This window comes from Streptomyces daliensis (genome assembly GCF_054782395.1).
Window position 1 is genome coordinate 92,816 of the sequence record NZ_BAAGSO010000069.1, and the last position, 18,144, is coordinate 110,959.

15 protein-coding genes and 1 riboswitch are annotated in these 18,144 nt (G+C 72.0%); of the genes, 5 read left to right on the top strand and 10 right to left on the bottom strand.

The genetic code is table 11. The annotated features are described in order from the left end of the window. Positions 1-9: 9 nt before the first annotated feature. The 5 genes from ACYVOO_RS16020 to ACYVOO_RS16040 all read right to left on the bottom strand — a co-directional run bounded on the left by ACYVOO_RS16020 (position 10) and on the right by ACYVOO_RS16040 (position 5,334). Positions 10-897: a hypothetical protein gene (locus tag ACYVOO_RS16020; RefSeq protein WP_461016307.1), complete on the bottom strand. Its 888-nt coding sequence runs from the start codon at positions 895-897 to the stop codon at positions 10-12. A gap of 203 nt (positions 898-1,100) precedes the next feature. Next, a complete protein-coding gene (locus ACYVOO_RS16025) occupies positions 1,101-1,733 on the bottom strand; it encodes an RloB family protein (RefSeq protein WP_461016308.1) in 633 nt (210 codons plus the stop codon). 71 nt (positions 1,734-1,804) lie between these two features. Next, entirely contained in the window at positions 1,805-3,073 is a 1,269-nt protein-coding gene (locus tag ACYVOO_RS16030) for an AAA family ATPase (RefSeq protein ID WP_461016309.1), read from the bottom strand. 141 nt (positions 3,074-3,214) lie between these two features. Beyond that, complete coding sequence (locus ACYVOO_RS16035; protein WP_461016310.1) at positions 3,215-3,964, bottom strand: LuxR C-terminal-related transcriptional regulator; 750 nt, start codon at positions 3,962-3,964, stop codon at positions 3,215-3,217. Continuing rightward, the gene (locus tag ACYVOO_RS16040; protein WP_461016311.1) at positions 3,961-5,334 is read right to left on the bottom strand and encodes a PspC domain-containing protein; all 1,374 of its coding nucleotides are present in this window, start codon (positions 5,332-5,334) and stop codon (positions 3,961-3,963) included. Before ACYVOO_RS16040 ends, ACYVOO_RS16035 begins: the two co-directional genes overlap by 4 nt. A gap of 267 nt (positions 5,335-5,601) precedes the next feature. Here ACYVOO_RS16040 and ACYVOO_RS16045 point away from each other — a divergent pair, with 267 nt between their 5' ends. Beyond that, positions 5,602-7,176, top strand: a complete 1,575-nt coding sequence (locus ACYVOO_RS16045) for a PspC domain-containing protein (protein ID WP_461016312.1) — start codon at positions 5,602-5,604, stop codon at positions 7,174-7,176. Beyond that, a complete protein-coding gene (locus ACYVOO_RS16050; RefSeq protein WP_461016313.1) occupies positions 7,173-7,478 on the top strand; it encodes a hypothetical protein in 306 nt (101 codons plus the stop codon). Before ACYVOO_RS16045 ends, ACYVOO_RS16050 begins: the two co-directional genes overlap by 4 nt. 47 nt (positions 7,479-7,525) lie before the next feature. Here the strand turns inward: ACYVOO_RS16050 and ACYVOO_RS16055 are convergent, their stop codons facing one another. The 3 genes from ACYVOO_RS16055 to ACYVOO_RS16065 all read right to left on the bottom strand — a co-directional run bounded on the left by ACYVOO_RS16055 (position 7,526) and on the right by ACYVOO_RS16065 (position 10,759). Then, a complete protein-coding gene (locus tag ACYVOO_RS16055; RefSeq protein ID WP_461016337.1) occupies positions 7,526-8,008 on the bottom strand; it encodes a DoxX family protein in 483 nt (160 codons plus the stop codon). Between the two features lie 288 nt (positions 8,009-8,296). Then, positions 8,297-9,814 carry a hypothetical protein gene (locus tag ACYVOO_RS16060; protein ID WP_461016314.1) on the bottom strand — a complete coding sequence of 506 codons (1,518 nt, stop codon included), beginning with the start codon at positions 9,812-9,814 and terminating at the stop codon, positions 8,297-8,299. Positions 9,815-9,877: 63 nt separating this feature from the next. Then, positions 9,878-10,759, bottom strand: a complete 882-nt coding sequence (locus ACYVOO_RS16065) for a class II aldolase/adducin family protein (RefSeq protein ID WP_461016315.1) — start codon at positions 10,757-10,759, stop codon at positions 9,878-9,880. Positions 10,760-10,920: 161 nt separating this feature from the next. Between ACYVOO_RS16065 and ACYVOO_RS16070 the strand changes: the two genes are divergently transcribed. Then, the gene (locus tag ACYVOO_RS16070; protein ID WP_461016316.1) at positions 10,921-11,682 is read left to right on the top strand and encodes a hypothetical protein; all 762 of its coding nucleotides are present in this window, start codon (positions 10,921-10,923) and stop codon (positions 11,680-11,682) included. A gap of 115 nt (positions 11,683-11,797) precedes the next feature. Here ACYVOO_RS16070 and ACYVOO_RS16075 read toward each other — a convergent pair whose 3' ends face one another. Next, positions 11,798-12,919, bottom strand: coding sequence for a C40 family peptidase (locus tag ACYVOO_RS16075; RefSeq protein WP_461016317.1), 1,122 nt, complete (start codon positions 12,917-12,919; stop codon positions 11,798-11,800). Positions 12,920-13,367: 448 nt separating this feature from the next. On the opposite strand from ACYVOO_RS16075, the gene ACYVOO_RS16080 reads away from it, so the two are divergent. Continuing rightward, positions 13,368-13,721 (top strand): hypothetical protein, encoded by a 354-nt coding sequence (locus ACYVOO_RS16080; RefSeq protein WP_453348882.1) that lies wholly within the window; start codon positions 13,368-13,370, stop codon positions 13,719-13,721. 141 nt (positions 13,722-13,862) lie between these two features. On the opposite strand, the gene ACYVOO_RS16085 is transcribed toward ACYVOO_RS16080, so the two are convergent. Further along, positions 13,863-15,044 (bottom strand): C40 family peptidase, encoded by a 1,182-nt coding sequence (locus ACYVOO_RS16085; RefSeq protein WP_461016318.1) that lies wholly within the window; start codon positions 15,042-15,044, stop codon positions 13,863-13,865. 8 nt (positions 15,045-15,052) lie between these two features. Further along, positions 15,053-15,251: riboswitch (cyclic di-AMP (ydaO/yuaA leader) on the bottom strand. Between the two features lie 304 nt (positions 15,252-15,555). On the opposite strand from ACYVOO_RS16085, the gene pcrA reads away from it, so the two are divergent. Further along, positions 15,556-18,087: a DNA helicase PcrA gene (pcrA, locus tag ACYVOO_RS16090; RefSeq protein WP_461016319.1), complete on the top strand. Its 2,532-nt coding sequence runs from the start codon at positions 15,556-15,558 to the stop codon at positions 18,085-18,087. Positions 18,088-18,144: the final 57 nt, after the last annotated feature.

Consider the following 18,144-nt stretch of genomic DNA (forward strand, 5'->3'; position numbering starts at 1 on the left):
CCGGCGAGGTCATGGGCTGGTCGTGACCGGGACCTTCCGTGCGCCGCGCGCCGCCCGGAAGGCGGCGAGCCCGGCACCGCTGCCCCGGTCGCTGGCTGATTCGGCGCGCGCGGTGCGGCAGCCGGGGCACTGTTCCTCGTCGCCGACGGGTGTGAAGAGGAGGGGCTGCGTATGCGGGCCCGCGCACTCCCGCATGGCGGCGACGCGGGGTTCCGGAGGCGGCGGCCCGGCCGCACCGTCCGGCACCGCTGGCAGCGCGTGTTCCAGCCGCCAGCGCAGGGCCCCGAGCGGCGAACGGGCCCGCTCCAGCCCGGAGACGAGCGTGCGACGTAACTCGGCGGCGGGCAGGCCGAGCGCGAGCCAGGGCGCGACGAGCGGGGCCCAGCGCCGTGCCTTGGCGACAGGCATCGCCAGGTGCGGCGCGGCCCGTCCGAGCGAGAGCAGCAGCGCTTCGGCCTCGGCCTCGGCTTCGTGTCCGACGTCGGGGTGGGAGGTGTTCTCCTCGGGTGTTCTACGGGGTTGAGGGGCGGGTTCCCGACCGGTCGGCGCACCGGCGGCCGGTGTGACGGCTGCCGGATACCGCGCCGCGTGCGCTTCCTCGGGCGAGAGCGGCACGTTCGCGACGAGCTGCACCGTCGTCCACCGCCCGCCCTCACCCTGGCAGCGCCACTCGTACAGGTAACACTCGGCGCGCAGCTGGGACTTGGCCCGCTGGAACGCGATCTTCCCGATCCCGGCGCGTTCCGCCGTCTTCCACAGCGGTTCGTCGGAGCCTTCGGGGAGGGAGAGTTGCCAGGCCAGAAGCCGTACGGCGTTCGCGGACAGGCGCGGGTGCCGGATGATGTCGTTCGGCAACTGGGAGTAGAAGCGCGTAGGCGCGATAACATGCCGGTGCATCCCAGGGTCCTCCTTGAACCTGGTGATGAAGGCCCCCGACCCGGTGTTGGTAGCACCGACGGGGGCCGCCTCATTGACGAAATGAGACGAGCTGACAAGCGGCAGAGTACACGGCGCGTGAGGCCGTGGCGACACATGGTCACGTACCGTAAAACCCGCCCCTGAACTGCCGCTTTCCCGACGGCGGAGGAGACTCCGGCTGCTCAGTAGTCCGTGATGTCGAGGGCGCTCTCCACGAACGTCCACACATTCGTGTACGGGTCCCATCGGCACGGATCGGGGTGCTGGTGCTGCGCGTTGATGCGTTTCGCGTAGCTCTTGGCCTGCTGGTACCCACCGAGCACCTGACCGGCGCGTACGTGCTTCACCAGGTTGTCGTCGGCCTTGGCGATCGTCGGACCGTAGGTCTGCGGGAAGCCGTTCTGCCCACGCAGCTTGTCCCGCGCACCGTTGCACACGCCTGCGAAGGTGCTGGTGTAGTTCTGGTAGTGGAGGAGCCGCCACAGCTCAAAGCAGGGATGTGAGTACGCCACACCGATCTGCTCCCGCTCAGCGAGGGCGACGGCCTCTCTGACGAACTTGTGCTCGTCGCGGTCGAAGAGGCACCACACCTGTGGCCAGCGGTCGTCGTCCTCCGTGAGCTTCGCCTTCCTCGCCTCACGTCGCACCCCGTGCGCGAAGGCAACGGCATCCTCGACCATCGGTATCGGCTTGCGGTCCCTGGGCGTCCGGAACTCGCAGATGACGTCGAGCCCCGGAGTGCCGCGCGTCCCGTGGGCGCGGACGATCTCGGCGTACTCCTCTTCCGTCACCTCGCCCTCGGCGAAGACGTACACCTCTCGTGCGCGCTTCCCTCGCCGCTCCCGCCGCTGTCGGTGAGCGTTGTCCTCTCCCCGTTTTCTGCCCATCAGGAGTTGTCGGCCCCCGTCGCGTGCTGGATTTCCTCCGTCATGCGCAGGCTGCGGCCGAGCTTCCCCGGAGGGAGCCGTGGGACGCCGCCGAAGGCCCCCGCCAGGTAGGAGTCGGTGAGGTCTTCCTCCACGCCCGGCTCCACATCGGCCACCGGGTACAGCTCCGTGCTGCCGTCCTCGGCCTTCTCCGTCAGCCAGATCTGTCCCGGATCGAGCAGCCGGCCGCCCCTGGGCAGGCTCAGCAACGAGGCGTCGTGCGAGGTGAAGACGAGTTGGGCACCGTTGACGTTCACCGAGGGGGCCTGGAAGAGGCGGACGACCTCGGCGGCCATCTTCGGGTGGAGGCTCGCGTCCAGTTCGTCGATGAGGAGGACCGCTCCGTCGTCCAGCGCGAGCAGTATCGGGCCGATCAGCGCGAACCAGGAGCGGGTGCCGAAGGACTCGTGCGCCCAGTCGATCGCGACGGCCTCACCGCTGTCGCCACTGTGCAGCAGCTCGACTCTCGGCCGCTCACCGGGTTTCCGCTCGACCTTCGCCTCGCGGATGCCGAGATCGGCGACGCGGAGCAGTTCTTCGATGCGCTCGCGGTCGTGCCTCTCCAGCAGTCGTTCCGCCGTGTACGCCTCGCGCTGATGGTGTTCCGTCGCCGGGGCGACGTCCCGGAGGTTCTGCTGGAACCACTGGAAGACCGGTGTGAGCTGCGGGTGGTTGTCGTTGGCGGCGCGGGTGAGGAGGAGGGCATCGGGGCGGGTGGTGTCCGCCAGGCGGGCGCGGTCGCGAAGCCGTCCGCCGGGGAAGTCGAACTCCCGGTCCCGGGCCGCGTCGCGGTCGAACCAGACCTGGCGCCGCCCCTTGGGGTAGGCGTGCAGCCACTCCGACTCCACGCGGCGGTCGCCCAGTTCGAAGCCGTAGGTCCAACGGACGCCGGTGCCGGAGAGGACGAAGTCCGCCTCGTAGAAGGTGCTCTCGGCCGCGTGCTTCCGGTCGAGCAGGAACGGCTCGCGCGGGATGCGCTCGTGCGCTGTCCAGCTCGCGTACGAGGTGAGGACCGCCTCCCGCATGTCGGCCAGGGCGTCGAGCACGTTGGACTTGCCGGAGGCGTTGGCGCCGAAGATGCCGAGCACGGGGAAGACGGGGAGGCTCTTGCCGTCGGACAGTCCCAGTTCTCGCGTCATGGCGCTCGGCTCATCGGGTGGCGGGACGAAGGCAAGCGTCTGCTCGTCACGCAGTGACCGGAAATTGGCCACGCGGAACTTCAGCAGCATGCGCCCTCCTCTCCGCTTTCCGCCCGTTTCCGCCCGTCACTGTGCGTCCGCGCACAGAGTAGCGGCGTGATCAGGGCTCCGCGAGGCGAAGCACGGAGCAGGGCACGGAGCCGTTCACAAGGCGGAACCGTTCACGGAGGGCTACACCAGCCGACGTGCCGTCGCCCACCGCGTCAGTTCGTGGCGGTTGGAGAGCTGGAGCTTGCGGAGGACCGCCGAGACGTGGGACTCGACCGTCTTGACGGAGATGAAGAGCTGCTTCGCGACCTCCTTGTACGCGTAACCCCGTGCGATCAGCCGCAGGACCTCGCGTTCGCGCTGGGTGAGGCGGTCCAGGTCCTCGTCGACGGGCGGGGCGTCCGTGGAGGCGAAGGCATCCAGGACGAAGCCCGCCAGGCGCGGGGAGAAGACGGCGTCGTTCTCGGAGACGCGGAAGATCGCATCGACGAGATCCGTGCCCGTGATGGTCTTGGTGACGTAGCCACGCGCGCCGCCCCGGATGACGCCGATGACGTCCTCGGCCGCGTCGGACACCGACAGCGCGAGGAACCGGACGGGCTCGTCGGCGGCCATCAACGGGGCGCAGCGGCGCAGCACTTCGACGCCCCCGCCGCCCGGGAGGTGGACGTCGAGCAGGACGACGTCCGGGCGGGTGGCGCCGATGACGCTGACCGCCTGGTCCACGTCCCCGGCCTCGCCGACCACATCGACGCCCGTCGTCTCCGTACGCCCGATCTCGGCCTGGACGCCCGCGCGGAACATCCGGTGGTCGTCCACCAGGACGACCCGCACGCGACGCCCCGCCGCCGGACCCGGCGCGCTCGCGTCCGCCGCGTCCCCGGCGGGCTCGCCGGACGTGCCCGCCGGGGTGCCTGCTGTCTCGTCGCTCACGAATCCGTCGCCCTCTCCATCTCCAGCTCCACCTCTGTCCCCTCGCCCGGCGCCGACCGCACCCGTGCTGTGCCCCCGTTGCGCTGCATGCGGCCGATGACCGACTCGCGTACGCCCATACGGTCCGCCGGCACGGCGTCGAGATCGAAGCCCGGGCCACGGTCCCGTACGGAGACGAAGACCGTGCGGCCCTCCACTTCCGCGAAGACCTGGACGGCGCCGCCCTCGCCACCGTACTTGGCGGCGTTCACCATCGCCTCGCGCGCGGCCTGAATCTGGGCGCCGAGGCGCTCGTCCAGGGGGCAGTCGCCGACGCAGACGACCTCCACGGGGACGCCGTGGTAATCCTCCACCTCCGCCGCCGTCTTGCGTACGGCCTCGGCCAGTGTCGAGGGCTCCTCGTCCTCGTCGTCCTTGCCCGTGCCCTCCGGGCGGTACAGCCAGGCGCGCAGCTCGCGCTCCTGGGCGCGCGCGAGGCGGGCGACCTCGCGGGGGTTCTCGGCGTTGCGCTGTATCAGGGTGAGGGTGTGCAGCACGGAGTCGTGCACGTGCGCGGCCACTTCGGCACGCTCCTGCGCGCGGATACGCATCAGCCGTTCCTCGGACAGGTCCTGCATCATCCGTACGAGATACGGGCCCGCGAGCAGCGCGACCCCGACCAGGATCGCCAGCGCCGCCTGGAGCACGGGCCCCAGGTGCCGGGCCGAGCCCTGGACGACGACGATGCCGCTGACCCCGACCGCCACCAGCAGCACGCCCGCCGCGCCGCGCGCGATCGGCAGCAGCCGCTTGCGGCGGCTGACCTCCGCCCAGTGCGCGCGCCGCGCGTTGTCCGCCTGGCGCCAGACGAGGATGACGCCGAGGCCGATCAGCAGCAGCGGCCACAGATAGGTGTTGGCCCGCCCGAACTGGAGGCTGTCGCCGACGATCACCATGACCGCGATCAGCGCCAGCATGGCGAATATCTGGCCCTTGTCGGGCTTGCGCACGCGCCGTCTGCGCTTGCCGTCGGCCTCTACGGCTATCCCGAAGGCTCCCGATCCCGCCGCGCCCGCGCCCGCGCCGCCAGGACGCGTGCGGCCGCCCGCGACGCCGCCGGTGCCCAGCGGCACGACGAACCAGAAGGCGGCGTAGAGCAGCGCGCCAAGGCCGTTGGCCACGCACAGCGCCATGAAGACGATGCGTACCCAGGAGACGGGCAGCCCGAGGTGCCCGGCGAGCCCGCGTGCGACGCCGCCGAGCATCCGGCCCTCGGCGCTGCGGTAGAGCTTGCGCAGCGGCGGCTCCTCGGGGAACGCCGTGGGCCCGGCCGCCGCCGTGCGGGCGGCGCCCCAGGACGGCGCTTCGGTGCTGTTACGGCTGGTGGGCATCGCGCCTCCTCCGGCAGGTCGGGGACTCCCCGGCACTGTGGCCGTGGGGGAGGCCGGGCGAAGGGCGGGAGGTCATGCATCGATCGTCACACGTGTGTGCGGGTCGGGGCATCAGGGTCGGCCCCTGACGAGGCCCCTAGGTTTTCGCCCGTCCGTGCGCGTACGGACCCGTACGGGCGTCGGCCCGCGAGCGGAACGCGGATCTCAGGGACGCGTCCGGGTCGGCCCCGGATGTCAGGGGCGCGTGCGGGGAGCGAACATAGCCGTATGACCGACGACCAGCAGCCGCGCCCTGGCCCGGGGCCCTCGCGTGAAGAGAGGGGCGAGGGCACCGAGGGTGCCGAGCGCACCGCGGCCGGAACCCGGTGGCCCGGCTGGGGAGAGCCCGGCGCGGCAGCGGCGGGGGAGGAGCCGGAGGAGCCCCGGCGCAGGCTGCGCCGCGGGCGCAAGCACAAGGTCGTCAGCGGCGTGTGCGGCGGCCTCGGCCGCTATTTCGACCTCGATCCCGTCATCTTCCGCGTGCCGCTCGTCGTGCTCTCCGTCGTCGGCGGCCTCGGGCTCATCTTCTACGGCTTCGCCTGGCTGTTCATCCCCGCCGAGGGCGAGAAGGAGAACGAGGCGCGGCGGCTGCTGTCCGGGCGCGTGGAGGGCACGTCGCTGTCGGCCGTGCTCGTCGCGCTCGTCGGCTGCGGCCTCTTCCTCGCCTCCCTCGGCAACGGCAGCATCATCTTCTCCCTGATGCTGGTGGCGGCGGTCGCGGGCGCCGCGTACTGGTCGCAGCACAGGCGCCAGGCGGAGGCGGCCGAGGCCGAGGGCGCGCCCGTCGATCCGACGACCGCGCACGCCGTCGCCGACGCACCCCCCGAGACCCAGGCCCCGCCCGCCCCCTCCTTGCCCTCGTGGTGGCGCGAGCCGCTGACGAAGGACGGCTCGGGCAGGAACTCGGGGCCGTTCGGCACGGGGAACTTCGACTACTGGCGGGACACCGGCTATCTCTGGGGTCCCGACGGCGACCCGTACACCGACTCGGATCCGACCGCGTTCGTGCGGCGCAGGCGCGGTGACCGGCAGTCGATCGGCGGGCTCGTCCTGTGCCTGGCCGTGCTGGCGGGCGCGATAGGCACATCGGCGACGTGGGGCACCCGCTCCCTCAGCAGCAGCCTCACCCTCGGTCTCGGCCTCGCGCTCGCGGTCTTCGCGCTGGGCCTGGTGATCAGCGCGTTCGTCGGCCGCGTCGGAGGCGGCACGATCCTCTCGGTCGTCCTCACGGCCGTACTGCTCGCGGGCGCGGCGCTGCTGCCCAAGGACATCGGCACGGACTGGCGGGACAGCCACTGGAAGCCGGGCTCGGCCTCGGCGGTCAGACAGGAGTACCGCACAAGCAGTGGCGAGGCCGAACTCGATCTCAGCGAACTGAAGCTCAAGGAGGACGAGACGATACGCACGGGGGTGCGGGCCGGGGCCGGTCAGCTCAAGGTCGTCGTCCCCGCGAGCGCCGAGGTCCGGCTCGACGCGCACGTGGGCGCCGGAGAGATACGGCTGCCCCTGAGCTACGACCCCGACGGCGGCCCCGTCCGCTACGACTCCGCCGGCGGCCTCGCCAAGCACCGCCAGACGACACTGGAACCCTTCGACGAAGCCGAGTCCGAGTCCGACGGGTCCGGAGCCCGGGCCGAGAACGGGGAGGAGGGCGAGACCAAGGCCAAGGGCACGCTCGATCTGAGCCTGCGCCTGGGCGTCGGACAGATAGAGGTCGTGCGCGTGCTGCCCTCCGGCGAACGCTCCGACGGCGCGCCCCAGGAAGTCGTCCCCGGGGCCGGGCAGTGGGAGGGTGCGCGATGACGCGTCACCTCGTGCGGCACCGGTTCGAACCGGCGCGGCTGCTGCTCGGGCTCGTCCTGCTGGGCGCCGCGCTCGCCTACGTCATGGACGCGCTCGGCGAGTGGACGGTGCCCCTGTGGGTGCTGCTGGTCCTGGTGCCGTTCGGGCTGGTCCTGGCCGCGTGTACGGCTCTGGTCACGCTGATGGTCCGCCGCCGCGCGCGGAGGCGCGGCAAGGGGGCGCCGCCCCTGGGCCAGATGCCCATGGACACCCTCCGCGAGGGCTACGGCTCCTCGCGGGACGCGGGCGCGCGGGACGGCTGAGTCTCCCGTCGAGAACGGGCGGGCGACGGCCCCGTCGGCTCGCTCCGTCAGCCGAAGATCTGCTGGCCTCTCCTCCGGCGCCGGAGGGCGAGGAGGGTGTCGAGGGAGTACATGGGGGCGCCGGCCATGATGAGGGGGATCCAGGCCATGAGGTACGGCAGGTCGTTGCCGTAGTAGTAGGGGTCGCTCGCCCAGCTCACCGTCAGCCACAGCGTGAGCGAGATCAGCGCGCCGCCCAGCGCGGCCACCCGCGCCCAGAGCCCGAACAGCGTGCCGAGCCCCACCGTCAGCTCGCCCACCGCGATGGCGGTCCCGAAGCCCTCCGGACTGTGCTGCGCGAGATCGACCAGCGCGGGCACCGCCGCCGCGTCCCGCACGGAGTCCAGCATCTCGGCCAGCGATCCGGGCCCGCCCCCGGAGAGGAAAGCGGAGTCCGTGAGCTTGTCGAGTCCCGCGTAGACGAAGGTGACGCCCAGGAAGAGCCGCAGAGGCAGCAGCGCGTAGCGCGACGCCGTGGCCCGCAGCCCCATGGGCCCGCCCCCGACCGGTCCGTCGAAGCCGCTGAGCGTCCTGGGGCCCTCGTCGTCGCCCCTACGATCCGCCAGTGACATACACGTACCGCCTTCCGCGAAGCCCGCAAGTGCGTTCGGTGTTTCGGTGTGCGGAGGCGATTCTTCCCGTACCGACTCCACCCAAGGCAAGTACGGAACCGAGAGTCGTCCGACTCAAACCGATTGCTCACGGCGGACCGGAGCACGTGCGGCATCCCTCGCTCCCGCCGCACGCCCCCCCCCGTAGGGCCGGGCCTGGACGGGTGACTAGTCGACGACGTCGATCGGGTAGCGGTTCGTCTCCACGCCCGCGGCCGTGACGACCTGCACGTCGACGCGTCCCGGCTCGACCTCCACGGGAACCGGAACCGTCAGCACATCGTCGGCGGGACTCGTGAAGCCCCCGGCGACGGGAATCATCGGGACGTTGACGTGGACGGGCCCGATGCGCACGACCATGCGGGAGAGGCGGTCGGCCGCGCCCGCGCCCGGCGGGACGAAGCCAGCGCCGCGGATCTCGATGTCGTCGCCGGTACGGATGGGCGCGTGCAGATCGCCGACCTCCCGCGCCCGCACGACCGAGAGCACCACGGGCCGCCCGCCCTCCGCGTACTTGCCCGCGAGATACGTCGCGGTGGAGACGACGACCAGCAGCGCCAGGCTCCAGGGAAGATCGGGGAGGCGCTCGGGCTGACGGGCGAGCCGAACGGCCGTGAAGAGCAGCGCTACGGCGTTGACCAGCACGTACTGCACATCGGAGAAGGAGCCGCGGCCCGCGTCGTCGGTGAGGAGGTCGGCCGCGCGGGGGCGGTCGGCGCGCACCTTCTGGAGCCGCTGGCCCTGCACGCGGACGGTCACGGTCCTGCGCACGAAGACGGCCACGGCGCAGGTGAGCGCGAGCACCGTCACCAGTCCGGCGCCGCGCGCCAGGCCCAGCCCTTCGAGCAGGGCGCGCCGGTCCGCGGCACCGCCGGTGCCCGCGAGTTCGAGTGCGAGGACGAGGACGTCGAAGGCCACCAGCAGTACCCAGGCGGCGGCCACGGTGCGCGAGGTGGACAGTCGGTTGTCCTCGCCGATGAGGGGCGCGAGGGCGCCGCCGCGGGCGCGGTGCAGATACGCGGCGGCGGTCAGCAGCCCGCCCGCCGCCAGGGCCGCGAGCAGGGAGGCGCCGCGCGCGAGGGACCAGCCCGCGCCGATCGCGGTGAGGAGCTGCCCGAGAAGCAGCACGCCGACGGCCGCCCAGACGCCGATGACCGTGTGCCGCCACAGCCGCGCGAGCCAGGCGGCGCCCTCCTCGCGGGCGCGGTCTGAGACGGCGCGGGCCGACTCGGTCAGTTCGTCGGAGACCCACTGGCGCGAGGCGCCAGGGGAGTGCGCGAGCGCGGCGGGCACGCCCTCGCCGGAGGCGAGCGCGTCGCGGCGCCGGGCGAAGGCGGCCAGGGCGCGGCGGTGGCCCTCGCGGGCGCCGTGGGGGCAGTCGCCGCAGGTGCAGTTGGAGTGGTGGGCGCCGTCGGCGCTGTCGTCGCGCGCTTCGCCGCCGCCGTAGCCCTTGGGCGGGCCGCCGTGGCCTCCCGGGCCGCCGGGACCGCCGGGACCGCTGGGGCCGCCCGAACCGCCCGCACCGGTGCGGGCGCTGCTGCCGGTACCGCCCGTGCCGCCCGAACCACCCGTACGAGCGGAACCGCCCCTATCGCTGCCCGTACCGCCGGGGCCTTCGTGCGCCCCTGGACGGGGGCCTTCGTCGCCCGCGCCCCTCGCGCCGTCCCGTGCCGAGTCCACGGCCACTGCGCCACCCAACCTCTCAACTGCCTTGCGATGAAAGGGGATTGTGCCTTACGGGCGGGGCCGTCAGCTCAGCAGGTCCGGTTCTTCACGAGTGATGCCGGTGTAGAGGGATTGGTAGTTGATCCACGCGACGAGATCACTGCCGATCTGTTCGCGGGTCGCCACCGCGTTCCTGTGGTCGATGAGCACGGGCTTGCCCGCCGCCTTCGCCGCGAGCTGGATGCCGCACGCCCGCTCCATCTGGTGGAACCACCACGCCGCCGCGTCCACCGTGTCCCCGACCGTCAGCAGTCCGTGATTGCGCAGGATGACGCCCTTGTACGGGCCGAGCGCGGAGGCGATGCGGCGGCCCTCTTCGGCGTCGACGGCGACGCCCGTGTAGTCGTTGAGGAGCGCGTGATCCTCGTAGAAGGCGCATGCGTCCTGGGTGATCGGATCGAGCAGCTCGCAGAGCGCGGAGAGGGCGCGGCCGTGCGCGGAGTGGCTGTGGGCCACGGCGACGACGTCCGGGCGCGCCTGGTGCACCTGTGAGTGAACGACGAACGCCGCCTGGTTGACGTGGTAGCGGCCCTCGACGACCTGTCCCTCCTCGTTGGCGAGGACGAGATCGCTGACGGTGATGTGCTGGAACGGCATCCCGAACGGGTTGACCCAGAAGCAGTCCGTGAACTCCGGGTCCCTGGCGGTGATGTGGCCCGCCACGCCCTCGTCGTACCCGAACCGCCCGAACAGGCGCAGCGCCGCCGCGAGCCGTTCCTTGCGGTGCCGCCGCTCCTCGGCGACGGACTGGTGCTCCGGGGGCATCGCGAAGTGGAGCTGGTCGGTGGGTATCGGCGTCGGGCGCGTCGAGGGCGTGGACGACGACGTGAAGTCCAAGGGGCGGGTGGTGTGGTGGTCGGGATGTGAGGGGCGAGAAGGGTGCGAGGGGTGAGAGGGGTGCGTCATGCGGCTGCTCCTCCTGATCAGGGCCGTACGGGAGCGGAAGCTACCTGGGGGTAGCGCAAGTGACCAGGGGTGCGCCCGGATCTCTGACATGTCCCCGCTATGCTGCGCGCTCCGCGCCGCCCCCGGGGCAGGCGCTCACACATCAACGGGAGGGACGGCTCGTGAGCAGCCGCCAGATCAGCAAGATGCTCCAGCAGATCGCCACGCAGGACGACGTCACGGTCGTCAGCCGCATGTCCTCGGTGAAGAAGCTCGCCAGGCTGGCGTTGATCGCCGAGCAGTTCGGCTTCCAGTACGGGGACGCCGCGCAGACCGGCGCCCAGAACGGCAGCACGGCGATGCTGCTGCACCGCGACCCCAGTCCCGCGGCCCAGCAGCGCGCCGCGGCCAACATGGCCCGGTTTCCGCAGGCGGGCAACGGAGGCGATCTGCCCGGCATGCAGCCCGGCGGCAAGCTCAAGCCCCTCCCCGAGGCGGCCGACCACCTCGAACTCCTCAAGGCCCGCATCAACTTCGACCTGACCGGCAAGAGCGCCGAGAAGCGGATGCTGGCCGGGGCGGCGGGGCTCACCGTGATGATGGTGCTCGGGCTGGTGCGGGACGCGCTTCAGGACGACGCGCTCGTCTACGGCGTCATCGGCTACGTCCTGCTGATGCTGCTCCTCGGTGCGGGCTTCTTGTGGACGCGGCAGCGCAACGCGAACTTCGCGGCCCGCCTTGAGGCGGCGGGCTTCGCGCGCGTACGCGACGAGAACGGCCGCAGCCGCTACCTCCCCCCGGGCGCGCAACTCCCTGGTCACGCGAACCCGTTCGGCAGCGGGGCGCCCGTGCCGCCGCAGGCGTACGGGGCACCGCCTGTCGGGCAGCAGCCCGTTCAGGGGCAGCAGCAGGGGCAGGGGTACTTCGGAGCGCCGAGCGCGTGAGTGCGTGCCCCTGAGTGTGCTTCGCGGGCTTGAGTGTGTTTCGCGGGCTGCGGGTGCGCGGTGGCTGGTCGCGCGGTTCCCCGCGCCCCTGGCGGGCGGGGCGGGACCGTCCCGCTCATGCCGGGCGGGTCGCTCCGGAGAAGGGCATTTCGTCGATCGGGGCGACCCGTACCGGCGCGCCGGGGCGCGGGGCGTGGATCATCTGGCCGTCGCCGATGTAGAGCCCGACGTGGCTGACGCTGCCATAGAAGAAGACCAGGTCACCGGGCGCCAGCCCTGACCGGGGGATGTGGCGGCCCGCGTCGATCTGCGTGTACGTGGTGCGCGGCAGCGAGACACCGGCCGCCTTCCACGCGGCCTGGGTGAGCCCGGAGCAGTCGTACGCGTCGGGCCCCGTGGCGCCCCACACGTACGGCTTGCCCAGCGCGCCCCGCGCGAAGGAGACGGCACGGGCGGCGCGCGAGTCGGGGGCCACGCCCGTGGCAGGCGCCGTGGCCTCACGGGCGCCGTCGCCCGAGCCGCCGCCCGAGCGGTCGGCCCGCGCCGTCCCGTCGGAACCGTCGGAACCGTCAGGGCCTTCGGGCACGCCGCCGTGACCGTCGTCGCCCAGCACCTCGGCCCGTTTCTCCGGCGTCAGCCGGTCCAGCAGCTTCTCCGCCTCCCTGAGCTTGCCCTGAACGGTGCGCTTGTGGCGCCGCGCGCTGTCGGCCGCGCTCTTGAGCGAGGTGGCCGTCCCGGCCGCCTCCTCCCGGAGCTGCCGCACGCCGCGCGCCTGCTCGCCGACGCGCCGCACGGAGTCGGCCTGCCGCGCACCCGCGCGCTCGGCGACGGCCGCACGCTCCAGGTAGTTCTCGGGGGAGGAGGAGAGCGCGAGCTGGAGCGACGGGTCGACGCCGCCACTCCGGTACTCGGCCGCCGCGTGCGCGCCCAGCGCGTCCCGCGTCGCGTTCAGCCGCTCCTGCTTGCGCGCCGCCTGGTCGCGCAGTTTTTCCAGCTCCTCCGCCGCCTCGTCGGCCTTCTCCTTCGCGCCGTTGTACGCCTCGGTGGCCTTCTCGGCCTCGTGGTGCAGCTTGTCGACCTTCGCCTTCACCCGGGCGGTGGAGCCGGGGCGGGGGTCGGCGTGGCCCGAGCCCTGGAACGCGGTGGTGCTCGCGGCGGCGGCGAGCGCGAGGGTGAGCGCCGTGCGCGCTGCGGGTCCGGTGAGGGGGCGGGGCTTGGGCTTTCGGTGCGAGGCCATGGTGCGGCCGTCACTTCCTTCGCGTCGCGTCGCGGCCGTACACCGTGCGGCGTCGCGTGCGACGCCTGTACGTCCGTCGAGGTGGGGATCCGGCGGCGGACCCGCACAGGGGGGACGAGCCGCCGCCGGATCTCGGCGGGGCGGCCGGGCCTCGCACGGGGCGGACCCGGCCACCTGGACGAGGACGCTAAACCTGCCCTGTGCGGCGAGGTGTGGGGTTGACCGGGACTGCCCGGGACTGTCCGCTTTCGTCCATGCGGCGCGTGCGGGCGTGAGCGGGGGCGCCCGCTACGGAACGGGAACCGGCGAGACCGTGACCGATGCGGGCGATCGGCGCACCCTGGCCGTCGGGCGGTGCTAGGGGGTGTCTTCAACGTAGCGTCGTCCGGCCGTTAGGCCAGACGGGACGTTGAAGACACCCCCTATGAGCCGGGCTACGCTCCGGGCCATGGACGTCCTCATCAACCTCTTCGTCTGCCTGCACATCGTGGGCATCGCGGCCCTGCTGGGCGGCTTCTTCTTCCAGATGGGTGCCCTGCGCTCCGGCACGGCGCGGATGCTGCCGGGCATGCTGCACGGCGCGCTGACCATGCTCGCGACGGGCATCGTCCTCGTCGGCCTCAATCAGGCGGACGACCAGCCCGTGAACAACGTCAAGATCGGGATCAAGCTGGCGCTGCTGGTGGTGATCCTGGGGCTGGTCTACGTGAAGAGGGACGAGGAGAAGGTCCCGTCAGCGCTGCTGGGCACGGTCGGCGCCCTGACGACCGTCAACATCTTCATCGCGGTGCTGTGGACGTGAACGGCGGCGCGTAGTCCCTCGATCCGCGCGCCCCGGAGGCCCCGGGACGCCCCGGGCGCGCGAAGGGGCGCGGCGCACCCGCTGGTGCCTCCGCGCCCCGTCGACGTACTCCCGCGACGTACTCCCGTCGAGCGCCCCGCGTCAGGCGGGCCGGACTCCCGAGTGGAACGGCATGTAGTCGATCGCCTCGTACTTCACGTCGTCGCCCGGCTTCGAGGCGTGGATCATCTGGCCGCCACCCACGTAGATGCCGACGTGGCTGACGTCGTCGTAGAAGAAGACCAGGTCTCCGGGGCGCAGGTCCGACTTGGCGACCCGCGTGCCGACCTTCACCTGGTCGTACGTGGTCCGGGGCAGGGATATCCCCGCGCTCTTCCAGGCGTCCTGGGTGAGCCCCGAGCAGTCGTACGAGTTGGGCCCCGTGGCGCCCCACACGTAGGGCTTGCCGAGCTGCTGCTTGGCGAAGTCGATCACCTTCGCGGCCTTGGCCGAGTACGAGCCGCCCGACGAACCGGAACCAGAACCGGAACCTGAGCCCGAGCCCTCGGAGGAACCCGACCCGTCGCCCTGTTCCCGCTTCTGGCGCTCGGCCGCCTCACGGCGCTCCGCCGCGGCCCGCTCGGCCGCCTCGCGCCGCGCCTCGGCCCGCTTCTCGCGCTCGATCTGCGCCAGCCGCGCCTTCTCCTTGGCGGTCAGCTTCGACAGCAACTGCCGCGCCTCGGCCAGCTTCGACTGCACCTCGCGCTTGCTCTCCTTCAGCTCCTTCTGTGAAGAGGAGAGCGATTCCAGCTCGCGCGTCGCCTCGGCGCGCTTCTCGGTGGCTGCCTTCTGCCGCTTCTCGTAGTCGTCGACGGCCTCCTTCTGGCGGCCGGTCATGCGGTCCAGCAGGTGCGTCTGCGCGAAGAAGCTCTGCGGGTCCTCGGTCAGCAGCAGCGTCGCGGTCTGCGAGATGCCGCCCGTGCGGTACTGCGCGGCGGCGAAGTTGCCGAGGACGCGGCGCGACTCGTTCAGCTTGTCGGTGCGCTCGGCGACCTCGTCGAGCATGCCGTCGGTCTTCTCGCGCTGTGCGTCGGTCTTCTCCTTGGCCGCGTTGTACTTCTGCGTCGAGGCGCCCGCCTGCTGGTAGAGCTTGTCGACCTTCTGCTTGACCTCTTCGACCGACTGCCGTCCGCCGCCGCCCCCGCCGTCGTCCGAGGGCGAGGCGGTCGCGCTCTGGGAGAGCAGGGTGACGGACGCGAGGGCCGCGGTGGTGACACCGATGACGCCCCGCTTGGAGGCTGCGGAGTGCAGTACGCGGGTGCGCGGCTTGCGATGCGACGCCAAGGCCGACGACTCCTTCCGTGAACCGCCTACCGGGTTAGCTGACGGGTTCGGGCGTCGGAAGGCTGCCCTACGGACCGGAGCGCTCCGCTCACGCGGCGCGTACGGGCCGATTCACCCCGGGTGGCACGCGGGCACGCGGTGGTCGCGCGGCGTACGCGAGTGGGTCCCCGGCTCCGGCCCTGCGGCCGGACTCGGCGGTGGCCGCCCGTGCCGACGCTGTCGCCGACGGGGGTGCGGGCTGCCTGGCACGGCACGGTAGCGAAGGTGTGCCGTTCCTGTGAAGGCTGGTGAGGGATACGTCCGATATCTCTTCGTTACCCGTGCGGGATTGGTGCGGTATCCGTCCGGTATGGGCATGCGGGGGTCCGTACGAGACCGGCGCGGGGTCGCCGCCAGGCGCTCGTCGACGGGCCGCGTACCCGCGCCGGGGCGCGGATTTCCGGGCGATTCCCGGGGCGATTCCCGGGACGCGCGGAGGTCTGTCGGTGGGGCCGCCTAGACTCGGACGACGATGAGCAGCCTCTTCGACGACAGCTTCCTGGCGAACCTCGATCCCAAGACCGAGGACCCGCCTCCGCCTCCCCCCGAGGACCAGCACCCGGAGGAGGAGATCCCGGACGATCTCTTCGCGGGCACCTTCGCCGGGGGCGCGGCAGCCGCGCGTGACGCGTATCACCGCGGCGGCTCGCCCCGCACCGTGGTGGACACGGACGCGCTGCTGGAGGGCATGAACGAGCAGCAGCGCGCCGCCGTCGTGCACAGCGGCTCCCCGCTGCTCATCGTCGCCGGGGCGGGCTCGGGCAAGACCCGGGTGCTCACCCACCGCATCGCCCATCTGCTGGGTGCGCGGGGGGTCCACCCGGGCCAGATCCTCGCGATCACCTTCACCAACAAGGCCGCCGGCGAGATGAAGGAGCGCGTCGCGGAGCTGGTCGGGCCGCGTGCGCAGTCGATGTGGGTGTCCACCTTCCACAGCGCGTGCGTGCGCATCCTGCGCCGCGAGCACAAGAAGCTCGGCTTCACCTCGTCCTTCTCGATCTATGATGCGGCGGACTCCAAGCGCCTCATGGCCCTGGTCTGCCGCGATCTGGACCTGGACCCGAAGCGTTTCCCGCCGAAGTCGTTCAGCGCCAAGGTCTCGAACCTGAAGAACGAGCTGATCGACGAGGAGGACTTCGCGGCCCAGGCCACGGACGGTTTCGAGAAGACCCTCGCCGAGGCGTACGCGATGTACCAGGCACGGCTGCGCGAGGCCAACGCCCTGGACTTTGACGACATCATCATGACGACCGTCCACCTCCTCCAAGCGTTCCCTGACGTGGCGGAGCACTATCACCGCCGCTTCCGGCACGTGCTGGTGGACGAGTATCAGGACACCAACCACGCGCAGTACACGCTGGTGCGCGAGCTCGTGGGCACGGGCGCCAGTGCCGGCGCGGGCACGGATACGGATACGGGTGTGGGCGCGGGCGCCGTCGAGCGGGCCGAGCTGTGCGTCGTCGGCGACGCGGACCAGTCGATCTACGCGTTCCGCGGCGCCACCATCCGCAACATCCTCCAGTTCGAGGAGGACTACCCGGACGCCACCACCATCCTCCTGGAGCAGAACTACCGCTCCACGCAGACCATCCTCAGCGCCGCCAACGCCGTCATCGAGCGGAATGAGAACCGGCGCCCCAAGAACCTGTGGACCCAGGCCGGAGCGGGCGCCCGCATCACGGGCTACGTCGCGGACACCGAGCACGACGAAGCACAGTTCATCGCGGACGAGATCGACCGCCTCACGGACGCGGGCGACGCGCGCGCGGGCGATGTCGCGGTCTTCTACCGCACGAACGCGCAGTCCCGTGTCTTCGAAGAGGTCTTCATCCGCGTCGGCCTGCCGTACAAGGTCGTCGGCGGCGTCCGCTTCTACGAGCGCAGGGAGGTCCGCGATGTGCTGGCCTATCTGCGCGTCCTCGCCAACCCCGAGGACTCGGTCTCCATGCGCCGCATCCTCAACACCCCGAAGCGCGGCATCGGCGACCGCGCCGAGGCGATGATCGACGCGCTGGCGCTCCGCGAGAAGATCACCTTCCCGCAGGCCCTGGTCCGCGTCGACGAGGCGTACGGCATGGCGGCCCGCTCCGCGAACGCCGTGAAGCGGTTCAACACGCTGATGGAGGAGCTGCGCACCATCGTCGAGTCCGGCGCGGGCCCGGCCACGGTGCTGGAAGCGGTGCTGGAGCAGACGGGCTATCTGGCCGAGCTGCAAGCGTCCACGGACCCGCAGGACGAGACCCGCATCGAGAACCTCCAGGAACTCGCCGCCGTCGCCCTGGAGTTCGAGCAGGAGCGCGGCGAGGACGAGCCGGGCACGCTGGCCGACTTCCTGGAGCAGGTCGCGCTCGTCGCCGACTCGGACCAGATCCCGGACGACGAGGAAGGCGAGAACGGCGAGGCCACCGGCGTCATCACGCTGATGACGCTGCACACGGCGAAGGGCCTGGAGTTCCCCGTCGTCTTCCTGACGGGCATGGAGGACGGCGTCTTCCCGCACATGCGCGCCCTGGGCAACACCAAGGAGCTGGAGGAGGAGCGCCGTCTCGCCTACGTGGGCATCACGCGCGCCCGCGAACGGCTCTATCTGACGCGCTCCACCATGCGCAGCGCCTGGGGCCAGCCCTCGTACAACCCGCAGTCCCGCTTCCTGGAGGAGATCCCGGACTCCTTCCTGGACTGGAAGCGCACGGGCGCCTCCATGGGCGCGGCGATGGGCCCAGGCTCTGGCGCGGGCGCCGCGATCGGCTCGGGCGTCGGCGCCTCGCTCTCGTCGTCCACGGCGGCCCGGCGCGGCGGCCCGAGCGGCTTCGCGACGCGCCGCGCCAAGGACCGCCCCACGGTCTCGCTGGCGGTGGGGGACAGGGTCACGCACGACAGCTTCGGCCTGGGCACGGTGGTCGAGGTCAAGGGCAGCGGCGACAGCGCCGAGGCCACCGTCGACTTCGGCGGCGAGAAGCCCAAGCGGCTGCTGCTGCGGTACGCGCCGGTCGAGAAGCTGTAGCGGCGACGGCGGGGGCGTCGTCGGCGACGGACGGCGCCCTCGCGGCCGTACGGGATT

Bases quoted from the DNA above. Each gene is read 5' to 3' on its own strand.
- ACYVOO_RS16020 (WP_461016307.1), bottom strand. From the start codon at position 897: ATGCACCGGCATGTTATCGCGCCTACGCGCTTCTACTCCCAGTTGCCG.
- ACYVOO_RS16030 (WP_461016309.1), bottom strand. From the start codon at position 3,073: ATGCTGCTGAAGTTCCGCGTGGCCAATTTCCGGTCACTGCGTGACGAG.
- ACYVOO_RS16040 (WP_461016311.1), bottom strand. From the start codon at position 5,334: ATGCCCACCAGCCGTAACAGCACCGAAGCGCCGTCCTGGGGCGCCGCC.
- ACYVOO_RS16045 (WP_461016312.1), top strand. From the start codon at position 5,602: ATGACCGACGACCAGCAGCCGCGCCCTGGCCCGGGGCCCTCGCGTGAA.
- ACYVOO_RS16050 (WP_461016313.1), top strand. From the start codon at position 7,173: ATGACGCGTCACCTCGTGCGGCACCGGTTCGAACCGGCGCGGCTGCTG.
- ACYVOO_RS16055 (WP_461016337.1), bottom strand. From the start codon at position 8,008: ATGGGGCTGCGGGCCACGGCGTCGCGCTACGCGCTGCTGCCTCTGCGG.
- ACYVOO_RS16065 (WP_461016315.1), bottom strand. From the start codon at position 10,759: ATGACGCACCCCTCTCACCCCTCGCACCCTTCTCGCCCCTCACATCCC.
- ACYVOO_RS16075 (WP_461016317.1), bottom strand. From the start codon at position 12,919: ATGGCCTCGCACCGAAAGCCCAAGCCCCGCCCCCTCACCGGACCCGCA.
- ACYVOO_RS16080 (WP_453348882.1), top strand. From the start codon at position 13,368: ATGGACGTCCTCATCAACCTCTTCGTCTGCCTGCACATCGTGGGCATC.
- pcrA (WP_461016319.1), top strand. From the start codon at position 15,556: ATGAGCAGCCTCTTCGACGACAGCTTCCTGGCGAACCTCGATCCCAAG.